Origin of the sequence: Nocardioides luteus, assembly GCF_000960475.2 — a bacterium.
GTDB lineage: Bacteria > Actinomycetota > Actinomycetes > Propionibacteriales > Nocardioidaceae > Nocardioides > Nocardioides luteus_A.
In genome coordinates this window covers 41,072-57,166 of sequence record NZ_JZDQ02000025.1, presented here as the reverse complement: position 1 = coordinate 57,166, position 16,095 = coordinate 41,072, and the positions used below count along the sequence as shown (strand labels likewise).

Sequence of the window (16,095 nt, the reverse complement as noted above, 5' to 3'; positions counted from 1 at the left end):
GCTCACTGGTCGTCTCCGGTCAGGCTGAGGAAGGCTTCCTCGAGGTTCTTGGACGTGATCTCGAGGTCGCGGGCGGCGGTCTCGGTCAGCAGGAAGCGGGCGACGGCGTCGCTCTCCTTGGTGTGGACGACGACCTGCTCGCCGCGGACGTCGAGGCCGTCGATCCCGCCGAGGGCGCGCAGGCGCGCCTCGGCCTCGGCGGTGAACCCGTCGATCGTGGCGCGCACGGTGCGGCCGACGGCGAGGGCGCGGATCTCCGACCCGGTGCCGTCGGCCACGATGCGGCCCTTGGCGATGAGCACGATCCGGTCGGCGTACTGGTCGGCCTCCTCGAGATAGTGGGTGGCGAACATGACCGTCCGTCCGCGCTCGGCGTCCGCACGGATCGCGTTCCAGAACGTACGCCGCCCCTCGACGTCCATGCCGGTGGTCGGCTCGTCCAGGAGCAGCAGCGCGGGGTCGGGGAGCAGGGCCATCGCGAAGCGGAGCCGCTGCTGCTCACCGCCGGAGCACTTGCCGACCCTGCGGCCGGCGATCTCCGAGATGCCGGCGCCGCGCAGCGCCTCCTCGACCGGCATGGTGTCGGCGAAGAGGCTCGCGGTGTACTCCACGGTCTCGCGCACCGTCATGTCCTTGAGGAGTCCGCCGGTTTGCATCACCGCGGAGACGAGGCCGTGGGCGACGGCGTCGCGCGGGCTGCGACCGAGCACCTGCACGGTGCCGGACGTGGGACGGGTGAGGCCGAGGATCATGTCGATCGTGGTGGTCTTCCCGGCTCCGTTCGGCCCGAGGAACGCCACCACCTCCCCCTGGTCGAGGTCGAGGTCGACGCCGCGGACCGCCTCGACGTCACCGAAGTGCTTGGTGACGGAGTCGAGGCGCACGGCGGACGTGGTGCGGATCGGTGTGGCAACGCTCATGCCACCAGCGTGGCCCGGGATCAGCCGCGACGCCTCGGCCCTTCCTCACGACCGTGAGGTGACAAATGTCAGGCGACCAGCCGGCGGCCGGTGACCTCCTTGGGGTGCAGGCGCACCCACAGCGGGCGAGGACCGGCCGGCCAGGAGTGCAGGTCCTTGACGACCTCCGGGATCTGGTCCTCGCGGTAGAGGATCTCGGCGCGCCCCTTGAACTGCACCGACCAGCCGACATGGGTGTCGGGGTCGAGGTCGTCGACCAGCAGGGCCACGGCGCTCTCGTCGACCTGCTCGGCCATCGAGGAGTGGGCCGAGGTGCGGATCCAGACCGACTCGTCGTGCACGACGTGGTTGACCGGCAGCACCACCGGGCCGTGCGGACCGGTCCAGCCGATCCGGGAGATCTGACTGTCTGCCGCGAGCCGCCAGGACTCCTCGACCGTGAGCTCTTCCAACTGGGCCACGCCCGTTCCTCCCCTTCGTCGTCACACTTCGGTGTCTCAGTGTTTGAGGATCAATCGCCTGCGCGGCCAGTCTGCCAGTTCTGTTCTGTTATTGTTACCGAGTCATGATGCGCAGCCTCCTCCTTAGCTGCCGCAGCGGGGTCTGAGAAGCCGGACTCCCTCGCTGCGGAGGTTCGACGTGCGCCGGCACTCGCTCCCACCCGATGAGGATTCCGCATGACCAACCTGAGCAACTCCAGCAACCAGCAGAAGCCGTCGGGGATGCCGTTCGAGCGCTACCGCGCGTTCGTGCCCGTCGACGTCCCCGACCGCACCTGGCCCGCCAAGAAGATCACCAAGGCGCCGCGCTGGCTCTCCACCGACCTGCGTGACGGCAACCAGGCCCTGATCGACCCGATGACCCCGGCCCGCAAGCTGCGGATGTTCGAGCTGCTGGTCGCGATGGGCTACAAGGAGATCGAGGTCGGCTTCCCGAGCGCGAGCCAGACCGACTTCGACTTCGTGCGCAAGCTGATCGAGGAGGACCGGATCCCCGACGACGTACAGATCTCGGTCCTGACCCAGGCACGCGAGGACCTCATCTCGCGCACCGCCGAGTCGATCGCCGGGGCCCCGCGCGCCACGATCCACCTCTACAACGCCACCGCCGAGCTGTTCCGCCGGGTCGTGTTCAACGTGACCCCGGCCGAGTGCATCGGGATCGCGGTGCGCGGCACCGAGATGGTGATGAAGTACGCCGAGGAGCACGTGCCCGAGCTGATCGGCACCGAGGACTTCGGCTACCAGTACTCGCCCGAGATCTTCACCCAGACCGACACCGACTACGCGCTCGAGGTCTGCGAGCGGGTGAGCGACGTGTGGCAGCCGGAGGCCGGCCGCGAGATCATCCTCAACCTGCCCGCCACGGTGGAGATGTCCACGCCGAACACCTACGCCGACCAGATCGAGTACTTCGGCCGCGGCCTGACCCGCCGTGAGCACTCGGCCATCTCGCTGCACCCGCACAACGACCGCGGCACCGCGGTCGCGGCCACCGAGCTCGGCCTGATGGCCGGCGCCGACCGTGTCGAGGGCTGCCTGTTCGGTCACGGCGAGCGCACCGGCAACGTCGACCTGGTCACCCTGGGCATGAACCTCTTCTCCCAGGGCATCGACCCGCAGGTCGACTTCACCGTCGGCGGCGGCATCGACGAGATCCGCCGCACCGTCGAGTACGTCACCAACATCAACGTCCACCCGCGCCACCCCTACGCCGGCGACCTGGTCTACACCGCCTTCTCCGGCTCCCACCAGGACGCCATCAAGAAGGGCCTGGAGGACCTCGACCGGATCGCCGCCGAGGCAGGCAAGGACGTCAGCGAGATCCCGTGGGAGGCGCCCTACCTGCCCATCGACCCCAAGGACGTCGGCCGCACCTACGAGGCCGTCATCCGGGTCAACAGCCAGTCCGGCAAGGGCGGCGTGGCCTACCTGCTCAAGACCGAGCACTCCCTGGATCTGCCGCGTCGCGCGCAGATCGAGTTCTCGCGTGTCGTCCAGCAGCACACCGACACCGAGGGCGGCGAGGTCAGCCCCGAGGAGATCTGGTCGATCTTCTCGGCTGAGTACCTCGAGCGCGAGGAGCCGTACGCCCTGGAGAGCTGGTCCTCGGTGACCGACGCCGAGGGCGGCGACGAGCAGGTCGTCGCCCCCGCGTCCGTGGCGAGGTCCGCACCTACAAGGGCGTCGGCAACGGTCCGGTCGCGGCGTTCGTCGACGCGCTGAAGGAGGCCGGCGCCGAGATCCGCGTCCTCGACTACGCCGAGCACGCTCTCTCAGCCGGTGGCGACGCGGCCGCGGCTGCGTACGTCGAGTGTGAGATCGCCGGCGAGATCGTGTGGGGCATCGGCATCCACGAGAACATCGTCACCGCCTCCCTGCGGGCCGTCGTCTGCGCGGCCAACCGCGCCCAGGCGGTCACGATCCCGCGCGGCTGACGCTCCGCCGGAACATGCCGAGTCGGCGCGTTCCAACGCGCCGACTCGGCGGTTCCTGCAGCCCGATCACCAGGCCCAGCGCGACCACCGCCGTGCCCAGCCAGACCATCGGGCCGGGCACGATCCCGTGGAGAGGTACGCCGAGGCCGGCCGCCGCCACGGGCACGACCCCGGTCAACAGGCCGGCGCGGCCGGAGCCGAGGCGCCTGACCGCGGTGAACCAGAGCAGGAACGCGAGCGTGGTGACGACCGCGGCCAGGTGGAGCGCGGCGAGCAGGTCGACGGCGTCGAGCGTCGTCACGGCGGCCGGTCCCTCGGTCGCCACGCCGATGACGGCCATGCCCGCGGTCGCCATCCACACCGAGTGGAACGAGACCCCGAAGGCGCCCAGGCGGGGGAGGACCGGAACCGCCAGAAGGGTGAAGCCGGCCTCGCAGACCAGCACCAGGAGGGCGTAGCCGACCCCGGCCGCATCGGTCCTCCCGAACCCCTCGACGAGCACGGCTCCCGCCGTCACGACCATCGCCCCGACGATCACCGCGCGAGCCGGGAGCGTGCGGGTCGCGATCGCCGGGACGACCGCGAGCAGCATCGGGACGGCCGCGACGGCGACGCCGATCACCGCAGGTTCGGCGTGGGCGACGCCGCGGACGACGCCGATGTTGAAGAGCACCAGGCCGGCGGTGGCCACCCCGGCCAGCCAGAGCCACTCGCGACCGCGCGGGCGTGGCACCTGCCAGCCGGTGACGCGCGCGACCACGAGCAGGAGCAGGGCGGCGAGGGCGTACCGGACCGTCTGCAGGGTGAAGAGCGGGGCGTCGGTGATCGCCGCGGAGACCGCGACGCTGCTGCCGACGCAGACCATCCCGGCCGCGGCGAAGACGATGCCGAGCAGGATGCCGCGGTGGGACCCGGAGCCGGCGGCCGGGGTGTCGGGGGTGTCGGGGCGGGGGAGGGCTTCGGTGGTCATGTCTACGAGGTTCGCCTCGGTTTGGTCTGGCTGACAGATCCAAACTCGTCGTGGAAGAGTGGACCAAGTGACCGGTGCCGACTTCCTCCAGCTCGATCCGGCCGGGGTGCCGGCGGGTGGGCTGGCGAGCTGGCTCACCGGTGCCCTGCGCGACGCGGTGGCCGACGGCCGGCTCGCGGTCGGCGCGCGGGTGCCGGCCTCGCGCTCGCTCGCCACCCAGCTCGGGGTGTCACGCGGGGTGGTCGTCGAGGCGTACCAGCGACTCACCGACGAGGGGCTGCTCGCGGCGCGCAGCGGCGGCGGGACCCGGGTGAGCGCGGTCCCCGGAGCCGTACGCCGCCTCGGTGCCGCCACCCGGCTGCCGACCCCTGACCTGGACCTCTCCCCGGGGGTGCCGGACCTCTCCGCGTTCCCGCGGGCAGCGTGGGCCAAGGCGTCGCGCGAGGTGCTCGGCGAGATCGGCAGCGCGGACCTCGGCTACGGGGACCCGCGCGGTGTGCCGGCGCTGCGGGAGGCGCTCGCGGTCTGGCTCGGCCGCACCCGCGGCATCACGGTCTCGCCGGACGAGATCCTGGTGGTCAACGGCGTCGCCCAGGGACTCGTGCTCCTGGCGCGCTGGCTGGAGAAGCGCGGCAGGACCGTGGTCGGCTTCGAGGAGCCGGGCTCCTACGGCGGCCGCGTGCACCTGCAGCGGTGGGGCATGACCACGGTCCCGGTGCCGGTGGACGGCGACGGCCTGGACGTGGCGGCGCTCGAGGCGACCGGGGTCGATGCGGTCGTGGTGACCCCTGCTCACCAGTTCCCGACCGGGGTGGTGCTCTCTCCGCAGCGGCGGCGGGCGCTGATCGACTGGGTCCGGGCACGTCCGGACCGGCTGGTGATCGAGGACGACTACGACGCCGAGCACCGCTACGACCGGCCGCCGGTCGCGGCGGTGAGGGGACTCGCTCCCGACCGGGTCGTCCACCTCGGCAGTGTCTCCAAGACGCTCGCGCCGGCGATGCGGATCGGCTGGCTGATCGCCCCGCCCGGCATGCAGGAGGAGCTGGTCGAGGAGCGCTACTGGCTCGACCTGGCCAGCCCCGCGCTGCCCCAGATCACCCTGGCGCGGATGCTCACCTCGGGTGCCTTCGAGCGCCACCTGAGACTGGTCCGGCCGCGCCACAAGGCCCGTCGCGACGCCCTGCTCGAGGCGCTCGCCGAGCATCTGCCGGCCGCTCGGGTCCGGGGTGTGGCAGCCGGGCTGCACGTACTGGCGACGCTTCCCGACGGGATCGACGACACCGCCGTCGCCGAGGCCGCGCTCGAGGCGGGCATCGCGGTTCATCCGCTGTCCCGGCACCGCCAGGGAGACGGTCCGCCGGGCCTGGTGATCGGCTACGCGGCGACGACCCCTGACCGTCTCCGGGAGGCGGTCAGACGGCTGGCGCCCCTGATCACCCAGGAGCCGACGTAGCGGACAGGTCTACTTCCCGAACCGCTCCTGGTCGAGCTTGACCGCGGCGTGCTGGTCCGTGCCGATGTTCTCGCGCAGCTCCTTGGCGGACTCGCGGATGGCGTCGGAGATGATCTCGTGGACCCGCGGGTCGGCCAGGCCCTCGTCGACCAGGCGCAGCACGGTGTCGGCCACCAGCCGGACGACGTCGTCGTGGAAGGGGAGGTAGCGCAGCTTCCCGGTCGCCTGGTCCTGACGGATGAGGTCGATGATGAGGGTGTCGATCTCGGCCCGGTTCTCCTCGATCGCGCTGGAGATGTGCCGGGTGTAGTTGCCCGTCTGGATCACCGCGATGACCTCGTCGAGCACCGCGACCGTGATCGGCTTGCGGATCGCGTTGACGATGGCGCCCGAGAACCTCCCCACGACGTACGCCGAGACCCGGTCGCCGAAGGCACGGTCGGCGGCGCGCATCAGCCTGAGCAGGATGAGCACGATCCGCAGCAGCCGGAAGCCACGGAAGGCCGGGCTGGCGGCGAGCCCGAGCGGGATCATGCCGAGCAGCTCGTACCAGTAGAGCAGCGGGAACATCCAGCCGAGCCCCGAGCGGAGCCAGCGGACCAGGAACTCGATCGCGAAGATGCCGCAGACGATGTAGTCGGCGACGACGACCCGGTCGTACCAGACCTGGGAGACGTCCCAGAACGACACCCACACCACGGCCGCCACCGAGACGACCGCGAGCGCCAGCATCAGCCAGTCGACGTGGGTGACCGGCGGTCCGGCGGCGGTGCCGGGCTCGCGGTCGTCGTGCGCGGGCTGGGGCGGCGCGGTCGCGATGCCTGGTGAGCTCATGACCGGCACGATAGGAGACGAGCCCGCCGATCACGTTGACCCACACGCGTCGTTGCCATCATGTGGCTGCGACGTGAGGTCGGCGGCGTGGTCACTGGGTGCAGGTGACCTTGCCGTCCGGCACCGTGCGGAACGACATCACCTTCCCCAGGAACGGGGTGTAGGAGAAGCGGGGCTCGTAGTCGGTGAACTCGCCGGCGACCTTCTCGATGCGCCGGATCTGCCCGTAGCAGCTGCACACCACGGAGATGTCGTCCTTCGCGCTCAGAGCCCGCTCGAACTCGAACCGGGTCATCCGGTGCCCGGCCTCGGCGACCTCGCCCAGCTCGGGGTCATCGGTCTCGATGATCTCGACCAGGCCGCCCTGGTAGTCACCGATCTGGAGGGCCGGGCTGATGAACCAGTGGTTCGTCCGGCCGTCCTCGGTCCAGAGGTTGCTGAACATCGTGAACGACGTCTGCGTCTTGAACCCGAGGTAGGGGAGGCTGCCGTTCACCAGGACGAGCAGGGTCACGACCCACAGCGCGGGCGATCCGGTGAACAGCGGGTCGGAGACGGCGACGGCACGCGGCCCGTCGCGGCGTACCACCATGAGCATGGACCGGAAGTAGACGACGACGAGAACCACGAGGCCGAGGAACCACAGTCCCACCCGGGCGTAGGTGAAGGCGTCGTCGGACCCGACCGCCCGGGACGCCAGCCTGACGGCGACCACCAGGACACCGACCGCGACCGCGGCGCCGGCGAGGGTCACGGCCAGGTGGCGGCGTAGCCGGCGAAGGCCGTTGCCGACCAGGTCGCTCGCCGCGGCGGCGACCTCGGGGCTGAGGAACAGGGCGTACGTCGCGGTGGCGGCGTAGCTGAACGCCTGGACCGCCGCGATCGGGACCATCGCGAGGGAGAGGTGGAACAGCAGCCCGATCGGAATGGCGAGGAACCGCGTCCTGCGGAAGGCGAGCAGCAGCCCCAGGCCGATCTCGGTGACCAGGGTGGCGGCCGCGGCCGGGGTCGCGAGCCATGCCACGATCGCGCTGTTCTGCTCGGCGTGGAGGGCGGTGCCGAGCAGCGTGGCCGCGCACCCCACCATCGGGTCGAAGAAGTCGGTGTTCGCCTTCGCGATCCCCGACCACACATACACGACGACCAGGGCACCGCGGGCCGGACCCGAGAAGGCCTCGTACGTCGCCGAGCGGAGGTCGGTGTCGGCCCGGCCCTGCCTGCGCCGCACCCACGCGATGGCCAGCGCGCCGAGCAGGATCAGGTTGATGCAGTCCTCGAGCAGATGATGATTGACCTGGTAGGGGAGGTGTGCCCACGAGTAGGCCAGGTTGAGCACCAGCATCGTGGCGAGCGCCGGCGTGCGTCGGGGAAGGACGATCGCCGCGAGCGTCGCCACCAGGAGCAGACCGAAGAGGGCGTCGTGGGGGAAGTACTCATAGGTGAGCAGCTGGATCAGACCCTGTCCCGCCCAGAGCATGGTGAACAGGCTGAGCCGGTCGAAGGTCAGCTCGCGGGTCCGTACGTCGGTCACCGCGGCATTATCATCTGGTTTCGCCCCGGCGTGTCCGCGTTCTCCCAGGCTGGTGCGGCAGAATGGGGCCGTGCCCCTCTACCGCGACGAGGCCATCGTGCTTCGCACCCACAAGCTCGGTGAGGCCGATCGCATCATCACCATGCTCACCCGCCACCACGGCCGGGTGCGTGCGGTGGCGAAGGGCGTGCGGCGCACCACCTCGCGATGGGGTTCACGGCTGGAGCCGTTCACCCACGTCGACCTGCAGTTCGCCGAGGGGCGCAACCTCGACACGATCACCCAGGCCGAGACGCTCACCCTGTTCCACGCCGGGATCGGGCTCGACTACGACCGCTACACCGCCGGCACCGCGATGCTCGAGACCGCCGACCGGCTGGTCCACGAGGAGGGCGAGCCGGCGCCGCAGCAGTACCTGCTGCTCGTCGGTGGGCTGCGGGTGCTCGCCCAGGGCGACCGGCTTCCCCGGCACGTGCTCGACTCCTACCTGCTCCGCTCGCTGGCGGTCGCCGGTTACGCACCGTCCTTCGAGGCGTGTGCGCGGTGCGGGCTGGAGGGCCCGCACCGGTGGTTCAACGTGTCCATGGGTGGTGCGCTGTGCACCACCTGCCGGGTGCCGGGCTCGGCGACGCCCTCGCCCGAGACGCTGACCCACCTCGGTGCGCTTCTCTCAGGTGACTGGGATACCGTCGGCCGCGCCGAGGACCGGACCAGCAGACAGGCGAGCGGGTTGGTCGCTGCGTACCTCTCCTGGCATCTGGACCGCAACCTGCGGTCGCTCGAATACGTCGAGAGCTGAGGACACGATGGGCCACTCGCACGGCCACTCGCACGGGCATTCACACGGTGGGCACGACGCCGAGGTGGAGGTCGAGTCGCTGCCGCGGATGGTGCTGACCGTCTCGCTGGTGCTCGTCGCCGTCCTCACCGTCGTCGGGGTCGCGGTCTGGTGGCCCGACAGCGCCGCCGTGGACAAGCTCCAGGGATCCCAGCAGTTCATCGCCAAGGGCGTCGTCTTCGAGACCGCCGACGTGGTCTCGGTCTCCGCGCCGTGCACCGCCGAGGGGCAGCCGAAGGGCTGCGACACCGCCACGGCGAAGCTCACCAGCGGACCCGACACCGGCACCGAGGTGGGGGTCAAGATCTCGACCCCGATGGCCCGCTCCGGGCTGGAGGCCGGTGACGAGGTGGAGCTCTCGCGCACCGAGAAGGAGGGGGAGGCGGCGTACGCCTTCTTCGACGTCAAGCGCGGCCCGCCGCTGCTCCTGCTGGTTGGTCTCTTCGTGGTCTGCGTCATCGCCGTCGCGCGGATGCGCGGGCTGATGGCGGTGCTCGGGCTGGGGTTCGCGGGGGCGGTGGTGTGGCTGTTCCTGCTGCCCGCGCTGCTCTCCGGGGAGCCCGCGGCGTGGGTCGCGCTGGTCTCCTCGGTGCTGATCCTCTACGTGGTGCTCTACACGACCCACGGCCTCTCGGTGCGTACGTCGGTGGCACTCGCCGGCACCCTGGCCGGGGTCACGGTGACCGCCCTGATCGGCACCTTCGCGATCGGCGCGAGCCGGCTCAGCGGCCTGGGCTCGGAGAGCGGTCAGACGCTCTCCTCGCTCGACGCGGCGCTCGACCTGCAGAGCCTCCTGGTCGCCGCGGTGATCATCGCCGGTCTGGGTGCGCTCAACGACGTCACCATCACCCAGGCCTCGGCGGTGTGGGAGCTGCGCGCCGCCGGCCCGCACACGTCGCGCTGGGACGTCTTCCGGGGCGCGATGCGGATCGGACGCGACCATGTCGCCTCGACCATCTACACGATCGTGTTCGCCTACGTCGGCAGCGCGCTGACCCTGCTGCTGGTGATCCAGCTCTACGACCGCACCTTCTTCTCGCTACTGACGACCGAGCAGATGGCCGGCGAGATCGTCGCCACGATGGCCGCGGGCATCGGCGTGGTGCTGGCGATGCCGATCACCACCATCATCGGCGCGATGACCCTGCCCGGCCCGGCAGTGGACCCTGCGGAGATGGAGTACGACGCGCCCCGGCGTCCGATGGTCCCGCCCAGACCGCAGCCTCCGGGCCCGCAGCCGCCTCCTGGCTATCGCCCGACTAGGGTTGCACCTCGTGAGCAAGCCGGTCCGTACCCCAACACCCCACCCGTCCGGGGCTACCCCGCCCCCGGTCCCCAAGGACCTCGTCCCGGAGCACGTGGCGATCATCATGGACGGCAACGGCCGATGGGCCAAGGAGCGTGGCCTCCCCCGGACCAAGGGCCACGAAGAGGGTGAGTCGAGCCTCTTCGACGTCGTCGAAGGTGCCATCGAGATCGGCGTGAAGGCCATCTCGGCCTACGCGTTCTCCACCGAGAACTGGTCGCGCTCGCCCGACGAGGTGAAGTTCCTGATGGGCTTCAACCGCGACGTCATCCGCCGCCGCCGCGACGAGATGAACGAGCTCGGCGTCCGGGTGCGCTGGGCCGGCCGCGCGCCGCGGCTGTGGAAGTCGGTCATCAACGAGCTCAAGGTCGCCGAGGAGATGACGCGCCACAACACGGTGTGCACCCTGACGATGTGCGTCAACTACGGCGGCCGCGCCGAGCTCACCGACGCGATGCGCCGGATGGGGGAGGACGTCGCCGCCGGCCGGCTCCGGGCGGACAAGATCACCGAGAAGACGATCGAGAAGTACCTCTACGTCCCCGAGCTCGCCAACGCCGACCTGATCTGGCGCACCTCCGGCGAGCAGCGGCTGTCCAACTACATGCTCTGGCAGGCGGCCTACTCCGAGTTCGTCTTCACCGACGTGCTCTGGCCCGACGTCGACCGCCGCCACCTGTGGCATGCCATCGAGACGTACGCCTCCCGGGACCGCCGCTATGGCGGTGCCCTCCCCAACCCCGTATAGCCGAGACGTCACCCGCGTCGGTCGAGTCGGCACGGAGTGACGTGTCGGCCGACGTACGTGACGCCTCGGCAGCTAGCGGCAGTCGGTGCAGGTGCCGAAGATCTCCAGGGTGTGGGAGACGTCGGTGAAGCCGTTGTCCTCGGCCATGGTCTTGGTCCAGCGCTCGACGGCGGGGCCCTCGACCTCGACGGTGCGGCCGCACTGGCGGCAGACCAGGTGATGGTGGTGGGTGTCGGAGCAGCGGCGGTAGATGGTCTCGCCGTCCTCGGAGCGCATCGCGTCGACGGCGCCGGCCTCGGCCAGCGCGGTCAGCGTGCGGTAGACGGTGGCCAGGCCGACGGTGCCGTCGAGGCGGGAGTGGATCTCCTGGGCGGAGTGGAAGCCGTCGTACGTCCGTAGCGCCTCCGCCACCGCGAGCCGCTGCTTGGTGGGTCGCAAGGCCCCCGAGGGATCGGCCGCCACAGGGTCAGTGTTCGTCATAGTGCTCTCCTTCCGCGCCGACGTGCGCCGCGTGCCGGTGGCCGTCGTGGATGTAGTCGACGTGGTCGCCGTGCTCGACCGCGACATGACCACACTTCTCGCCGTGGTGGTGCGGGTGGGCCTCGTCGACCGGCTTCTCCTCGGGTGCGGTCTCCGGGAACGGAGCCACGAGCGCGCGCCGGCGGCGCAGCCAGGCGCCGAGCGGCCAGACCAGGAAGAACCCGGCCAGTGCGACCAGCACGATGCTGGGACCGGGCTGGACGTTGGCGCCGGTGCGGGAGAGTGCGGCGGCGAGCACGAGGCCGCCGACCGAGGCCGCCAGCCCGGCGCCCATCGCGCCGAGCAGCGTCATCCGGAACGACCGGGTCAGCTGCTGCACGATGGCGACCGGCACGACCATCAGGGCGGAGACGAGCAGCAGCCCGACGGTGCGCATCGCGATCACGACGCTCAGGGCGGCGAGCACGGCGACCAGGATCGAGTAGAAGCGCACCGGCAGCCCGGCGACCTTGGCGTAGTCGGCGTCCTGGGAGACCGCGAACAGCTGCGGCGAGAGCCCGACGCAGATCAGGATCAGCACGACCGCGAGGGCCATGGTCACCAGCAGGTCGTCGACCGAGATCGTCAGGATCGAGCCGAAGAGGAACTCTTGGAGCCGGGAGGCGCCGGTGCCGGCGAGACCGGTGACGAAGACGCCGCCGGCGAGCCCGCCGTAGAAGAGCATGGCGAGGGCGACGTCGCCCTCGGCGTGGCCGCGCTCGCGGACGACCTCGATGACCACGGCCCCGGCGATCGCCACGATCACCGCGGTCCAGGTCGGCGAGGTCTGGGTCCACAGGCCGATCGCGACGCCGGTGACGGCGACGTGGCCGATGCCGTCGCCCATCAGGGCCAGGCGGCGCTGCACGATGTAGGTGCCGACCGCCGGGGCCGCGATCCCGACGAGGAACGCCGCGATCAGGGCCCGCTGCATGAACGGGACCGAGAAGAGCTCGAGGAGTGTCATCACAGCTCCTTCAACGGGGTGGGGACCGCGGGGTTCGCCGAGGGCGTCGAGGCGTCGTCGCAGTGGACGTGCCCGGCGTCGAAGCCCTGGGCGTGGACGTCGGCGTCGGAGAGCGGCGGACCGTCGTACGCCTTGCGCCCGTCGCGCATGACGACGGCCCGGTCGACCAGCGGCGCCAGCGGCCCGAGCTCGTGGGCGACCAGCACGATGGTGGCGCCGTCGTCCTTGAGCCGGCCGAGCGCCGCGGCCAGCGCGTGCTGGTTGGGCAGGTCGACGCCGGCGGTGGGCTCGTCGAGCAGCAGCAGCTCGGGGCGGCCGGCGAGCGCCCGCGCGATCAGCACCCGCTGGTGCTGACCGCCGGAGAGCTGAGCGACCCCGCGGTGGGCGTACGCATCCATCCCGACCACCTCGAGCGCGGCCCGGATCGCGGCCCGGTCGGCGCTGCGCAGCGGCCGCAGCAGCTTGCGGTGGGTGAGCCGGCCGGAGGCGACGACCTCCCACACCGAGGCCGGTACGCCGCCGGTGGCCGTGCTCCGCTGCGGCACGTAGCCGACCCGGGACCAGTCGTGGAAGCCACCCAAGGCGCGGCCGAAGAGCTCCAGGCGGCCGGCAGAGAGCGGGTTGAGGCCGACCAGGGTGCGTACGAGCGTCGACTTGCCGGAGCCGTTGGCACCCATCAGCGCGACGAACTCACCGCGGTTGACCGTCAGGTCGACCTCGCGCAGGACGGGGCGCCCGGACAGGGCGACATCCCCGTGCACGAGCTGCACGGGGACGTCGGCCGGGACTGTTCTCTTCCCGTTGGGGTTCACTGACAACCGTTGGCCGCCTTCAGGGCGTCGAGGTTCTGCCGCATGAGGGAAAGGTAGTCCTCTCCCTCGGTGTCTGCCGAGAGCCCCTCGATCGGGTCGAGCACGGCGGTCTTCAGACCGAGGTCGCCGGCGAGGGTGTCGGCGAGCGCAGGGCTGACCAGGCGCTCGGAGAAGATCGTGGTCACGCCGTGCTCCTTGGCGTGCTCGCCGATCGCGGCGAGCTGGGCCGGGTTGGGCTCGGCGTCGGGCGTCAGGCCGGCGATGGGCTCGAACTCCAGACCGTACTTGTCCAGGTAGGTGAAGGCGTCGTGGGAGACCACGACCTCCTTGATCGTGCACTGGGCCAGCCCGGTCTTGAACTCCTCGTCGAGCTTGGTGAGGTCCTCGGTCAGGGCCTTGGCGTTGGCCGCGTAGGTCTCGGCGTTGTCGGGGTCGGCCTTGGCCAGCGCTGCGCTGACGGCGTCGGCGTAGTCGGCCATCAGCGCCGGGTCGTGCCAGAAGTGGGGGTCGAACTCGCCGTGGTCGTGCTCGTCCTCGCCCGAGGCGGCCTCCTCCTCGTGCTCCTCGGCGCCGTGCTCGTCGCCGCCCTCCTCGGCGGGGCGGAGGTCGACGGTCTTCTCGACGTCGACCACGGCGCCCTTGACGTTCTGCTCGATCGCGTCGTCGACGGCGGGCTGGAAGCCGTGCTCGCTGAGGATCACGTCGGCGCTCTGCAGCGCCGCGGTCTGGTTGATGCTGAGCTCGAGGTCGTGCGGCTCGACGCCCGGCTTGGTGAGCCCGGTGACGTCGACGAGGTCACCGCCCACGCGTTCCGCGACGAACTCCAGCGGGTAGAACGCGGCCGCGACCTGCACCTTCCCCGAGTCGGAGCCGGCGGAACCGGAGTCGTCGGAGAGGGCGGCACAGCCGGAGGTGAGCAGGAGCGCGCCGGCAGCGAAGACACCGGCGTAGCGGATTGTGGGGGCCATGAGAACCATTCTCAGCCGAGTTGAGAATGGTTGTCAATTCCTTCCGGGATGCCGAAGAGCAGGGGTACGCCGGTCACCCGCGGCAGGTCGATGCGGTTGCACCGCTCGGCGAGCCCCGGATCGCCCGGCCAGGAGCCGATGATCAGCCCGTCGGGCTCGTACCCGCGGGCGCGCAGCGCGGCCACGGTCAGCTCGGTGTGGTTGAGGGTGCCCAGGCCGGCCGAGGTGATGACGACGAAGGACGTCGGGGTGCCGCCGAGGTGGAGCGCGTCGGCCAGGTCCAGGAGGGTGCCGCCGTCGGTGTCCAGCCGCACCAGCAGGCCGCCGGCGCCTTCGACCAGGACGAGGTCGTTGTCCCTGGTCAGGGCCGAGATCGTCGGGGCGTACGAAGCGACCGGCGGGATCTCCACCCCGGCCCGCCGGGCCGCGGTGTCGGGGGCGAGCGGCTCCCCGAGCCGGGTCAGCTCGTGGACCTCGATCCCGGTCAGCCGCTGGATCTCGGCGGCGTCGCAGTCGCCGTCGTCGGTGCCGGTCTGGACCGGCTTGACGACCGTGACCTTCTCGCCGTTCGTCCGCGCCCGGGAGGCCAGCGTCGCCGTCGCGACGGTCTTGCCGACGCCGGTGCTGGTGCCGGTGACGATCACCACCCGCCCGCTCATCGGTCACCACCCACGATCGCGTCGATGGCCTTGGCCGCCCGCTCCCACTCCTCGTCGGTGACACCCGCCCCGGCGGTGACGCGCAGCCGGGAGACGCCGTCGGGGACGGACGGCGGACGGAAGCAGCCGACGCGTACGCCCTCGGCGAGCAGCTCCGCCTGCGCCGCGACCGCTGCCTCGGGCGACGGCACCGGCACCGACAGCACCGCGCCGGCCGGGGCCGGGACCCCCAGGGTCTTGGCCAGCCCGGTGACCCGAGCGCGGATGGTGTCGGCGAGCTCCGGGCGTGACCGCGCGACCCGCGCCGCGGCCAGCGCGGCGGCTGCGGAGGCAGGAGCCAGGCCGGTGTCGAAGATGAACGGCCGGGCGGTGTTGACCAGATGGTCGAGGACCGCGCGCGGTCCGAGCACTGCCCCGCCCTGGCTGCCCAGGCTCTTGGAGAGGGTCGCGGTGACGAGCACGTCCGGTCGTCCGGCGAGGCCGTGGCGGGCGACGAGCCCCGGCCCGTGGACACCGACGCCGTGGGCCTCGTCGACGACCAGCAGGGCCCCGTACGCCGCGCACACCTCGGCCAGCTCGATGAGCGGCGCCTCGTCGCCGAGGACCGAGTAGACCGACTCGGCGAGCACGAGGGTGCGGACGCCCGGCCGTGCGGCCAGCGCCGCCTGCACCGCGGCGACGTTGTTGTGCGGGACGACGGTGAGCTGGGACCGGGAGAGGCGCACGGCGTCGATCAGCGAGGCGTGGATGTGCGCGTCGGAGACGACGTGGGCGCTCTTGTCGGCCAGGGCGCTGACGACCGAGAGGTTGGCGTGGTAGCCGCTCGAGAACGTCAGCGCGCCCGGCTGACCGAGCCAGTCGGCGAGCTCTGCCTCGAGCTCGCCGTGCAGCGTCAAGGTTCCCGTGACCAGCCGGGACGCACCCGCGCCACCGCCCCAGAGCATCGCCGCCTCGGCCGCGGCGCGGCGTACGTCGAGGTGCCCCGACAGTCCCAGGTAGTCGTTGCCGGCCAGGTCGATACTGTGCGCCTTCGAGGTGGCGTCATGAGGGCCGCGCGGCCGCAGCTGCCGGGTCAGCCCGGCCTCCTCGCGTGCCGTGGCCGCTGCCTCCAGCCAGGTCTGCCAGCTCAT

General features: G+C 71.4%; 15 protein-coding genes and 2 pseudogenes. 6 read left to right on the top strand and 11 right to left on the bottom strand.

Annotated elements, in window-relative coordinates:
- Positions 1-2: 2 nt before the first annotated feature.
- Entirely contained in the window at positions 3-920 is a 918-nt protein-coding gene (locus UG56_RS17740; RefSeq protein ID WP_045549022.1) for an ABC transporter ATP-binding protein, read from the bottom strand.
- A gap of 68 nt (positions 921-988) precedes the next feature.
- The gene (locus UG56_RS17735; protein WP_045549023.1) at positions 989-1,381 is read right to left on the bottom strand and encodes a pyridoxamine 5'-phosphate oxidase family protein; all 393 of its coding nucleotides are present in this window, start codon (positions 1,379-1,381) and stop codon (positions 989-991) included.
- Between the two features lie 216 nt (positions 1,382-1,597).
- Between UG56_RS17735 and leuA the strand changes: the two genes are divergently transcribed.
- Together leuA and UG56_RS29140 are read left to right on the top strand one after the other, a co-directional pair.
- Positions 1,598-3,145, top strand: coding sequence for a 2-isopropylmalate synthase (gene leuA / locus UG56_RS17730; protein ID WP_371264394.1), 1,548 nt, complete (start codon positions 1,598-1,600; stop codon positions 3,143-3,145).
- Positions 3,133-3,357 (top strand): annotated as a pseudogene (locus UG56_RS29140) (alpha-isopropylmalate synthase regulatory domain-containing protein); the annotation flags it as partial. The gene leuA and the pseudogene UG56_RS29140, both read left to right, overlap by 13 nt.
- On the opposite strand, the gene UG56_RS17725 reads toward UG56_RS29140, so the two are convergent.
- Positions 3,338-4,327, bottom strand: coding sequence for a DMT family transporter (locus UG56_RS17725; protein ID WP_071327173.1), 990 nt, complete (start codon positions 4,325-4,327; stop codon positions 3,338-3,340). The pseudogene UG56_RS29140 and the gene UG56_RS17725 sit on opposite strands and share 20 nt — an antisense overlap.
- Before the next feature lie 67 nt (positions 4,328-4,394).
- On the opposite strand from UG56_RS17725, the gene pdxR reads away from it, so the two are divergent.
- Positions 4,395-5,783 carry a MocR-like pyridoxine biosynthesis transcription factor PdxR gene (pdxR, locus tag UG56_RS17720; RefSeq protein WP_084101231.1) on the top strand — a complete coding sequence of 463 codons (1,389 nt, stop codon included), beginning with the start codon at positions 4,395-4,397 and terminating at the stop codon, positions 5,781-5,783.
- Between the two features lie 9 nt (positions 5,784-5,792).
- On the opposite strand, the gene UG56_RS17715 is transcribed toward pdxR, so the two are convergent.
- Positions 5,793-6,617 (bottom strand): hypothetical protein, encoded by an 825-nt coding sequence (locus tag UG56_RS17715; RefSeq protein WP_045551472.1) that lies wholly within the window; start codon positions 6,615-6,617, stop codon positions 5,793-5,795.
- Positions 6,618-6,708: 91 nt separating this feature from the next.
- Positions 6,709-8,148: an HTTM domain-containing protein gene (locus tag UG56_RS17710; RefSeq protein ID WP_045551471.1), complete on the bottom strand. Its 1,440-nt coding sequence runs from the start codon at positions 8,146-8,148 to the stop codon at positions 6,709-6,711.
- Between the two features lie 70 nt (positions 8,149-8,218).
- On the opposite strand from UG56_RS17710, the gene recO reads away from it, so the two are divergent.
- The 3 genes and pseudogenes from recO to UG56_RS17700 all read left to right on the top strand — a co-directional run bounded on the left by recO (position 8,219) and on the right by UG56_RS17700 (position 11,040).
- A complete protein-coding gene (recO, locus tag UG56_RS17705) occupies positions 8,219-8,947 on the top strand; it encodes a DNA repair protein RecO (RefSeq protein WP_008363785.1) in 729 nt (242 codons plus the stop codon).
- 7 nt (positions 8,948-8,954) lie between these two features.
- Positions 8,955-10,112: pseudogene (locus tag UG56_RS27590) on the top strand (YibE/F family protein); the annotation flags it as partial.
- Positions 10,113-10,251: 139 nt separating this feature from the next.
- Positions 10,252-11,040, top strand: coding sequence for an isoprenyl transferase (locus UG56_RS17700; RefSeq protein ID WP_218145239.1), 789 nt, complete (start codon positions 10,252-10,254; stop codon positions 11,038-11,040).
- Between the two features lie 72 nt (positions 11,041-11,112).
- On the opposite strand, the gene UG56_RS17695 is transcribed toward UG56_RS17700, so the two are convergent.
- Genes UG56_RS17695 through UG56_RS17670 form a run of 6 tightly spaced genes read right to left on the bottom strand, consistent with a single transcriptional unit; the run spans position 11,113 to position 16,095 of the window.
- Positions 11,113-11,520 carry a Fur family transcriptional regulator gene (locus UG56_RS17695; protein WP_045551469.1) on the bottom strand — a complete coding sequence of 136 codons (408 nt, stop codon included), beginning with the start codon at positions 11,518-11,520 and terminating at the stop codon, positions 11,113-11,115.
- Positions 11,507-12,526, bottom strand: coding sequence for a metal ABC transporter permease (locus UG56_RS17690; protein ID WP_045551468.1), 1,020 nt, complete (start codon positions 12,524-12,526; stop codon positions 11,507-11,509). The genes UG56_RS17695 and UG56_RS17690 overlap by 14 nt, the downstream gene beginning before the upstream one ends.
- Positions 12,526-13,338, bottom strand: a complete 813-nt coding sequence (locus UG56_RS17685) for a metal ABC transporter ATP-binding protein (RefSeq protein ID WP_256206724.1) — start codon at positions 13,336-13,338, stop codon at positions 12,526-12,528. The genes UG56_RS17690 and UG56_RS17685 overlap by 1 nt, the downstream gene beginning before the upstream one ends.
- The gene (locus UG56_RS28430; RefSeq protein WP_045552092.1) at positions 13,335-14,306 is read right to left on the bottom strand and encodes a metal ABC transporter substrate-binding protein; all 972 of its coding nucleotides are present in this window, start codon (positions 14,304-14,306) and stop codon (positions 13,335-13,337) included. Before UG56_RS28430 ends, UG56_RS17685 begins: the two co-directional genes overlap by 4 nt.
- A gap of 11 nt (positions 14,307-14,317) precedes the next feature.
- Positions 14,318-14,965 carry a dethiobiotin synthase gene (bioD, locus tag UG56_RS28425; protein WP_045552090.1) on the bottom strand — a complete coding sequence of 216 codons (648 nt, stop codon included), beginning with the start codon at positions 14,963-14,965 and terminating at the stop codon, positions 14,318-14,320.
- The gene (locus UG56_RS17670; protein WP_071327170.1) at positions 14,962-16,095 is read right to left on the bottom strand and encodes an 8-amino-7-oxononanoate synthase; all 1,134 of its coding nucleotides are present in this window, start codon (positions 16,093-16,095) and stop codon (positions 14,962-14,964) included. The genes bioD and UG56_RS17670 overlap by 4 nt, the downstream gene beginning before the upstream one ends.

Coding starts and splice junctions, on each gene's coding strand:
- UG56_RS17740 (WP_045549022.1), bottom strand. CDS start 920: ATGAGCGTTGCCACACCGATCCGCACCACGTCCGCCGTGCGCCTCGAC.
- leuA (WP_371264394.1), top strand. CDS start 1,598: ATGACCAACCTGAGCAACTCCAGCAACCAGCAGAAGCCGTCGGGGATG.
- UG56_RS17725 (WP_071327173.1), bottom strand. CDS start 4,327: ATGACCACCGAAGCCCTCCCCCGCCCCGACACCCCCGACACCCCGGCC.
- UG56_RS17715 (WP_045551472.1), bottom strand. CDS start 6,617: ATGAGCTCACCAGGCATCGCGACCGCGCCGCCCCAGCCCGCGCACGAC.
- UG56_RS17695 (WP_045551469.1), bottom strand. CDS start 11,520: ATGACGAACACTGACCCTGTGGCGGCCGATCCCTCGGGGGCCTTGCGA.
- UG56_RS17690 (WP_045551468.1), bottom strand. CDS start 12,526: ATGACACTCCTCGAGCTCTTCTCGGTCCCGTTCATGCAGCGGGCCCTG.
- UG56_RS28430 (WP_045552092.1), bottom strand. CDS start 14,306: ATGGCCCCCACAATCCGCTACGCCGGTGTCTTCGCTGCCGGCGCGCTC.
- bioD (WP_045552090.1), bottom strand. CDS start 14,965: ATGAGCGGGCGGGTGGTGATCGTCACCGGCACCAGCACCGGCGTCGGC.
- UG56_RS17670 (WP_071327170.1), bottom strand. CDS start 16,095: ATGAGCTGGCAGACCTGGCTGGAGGCAGCGGCCACGGCACGCGAGGAG.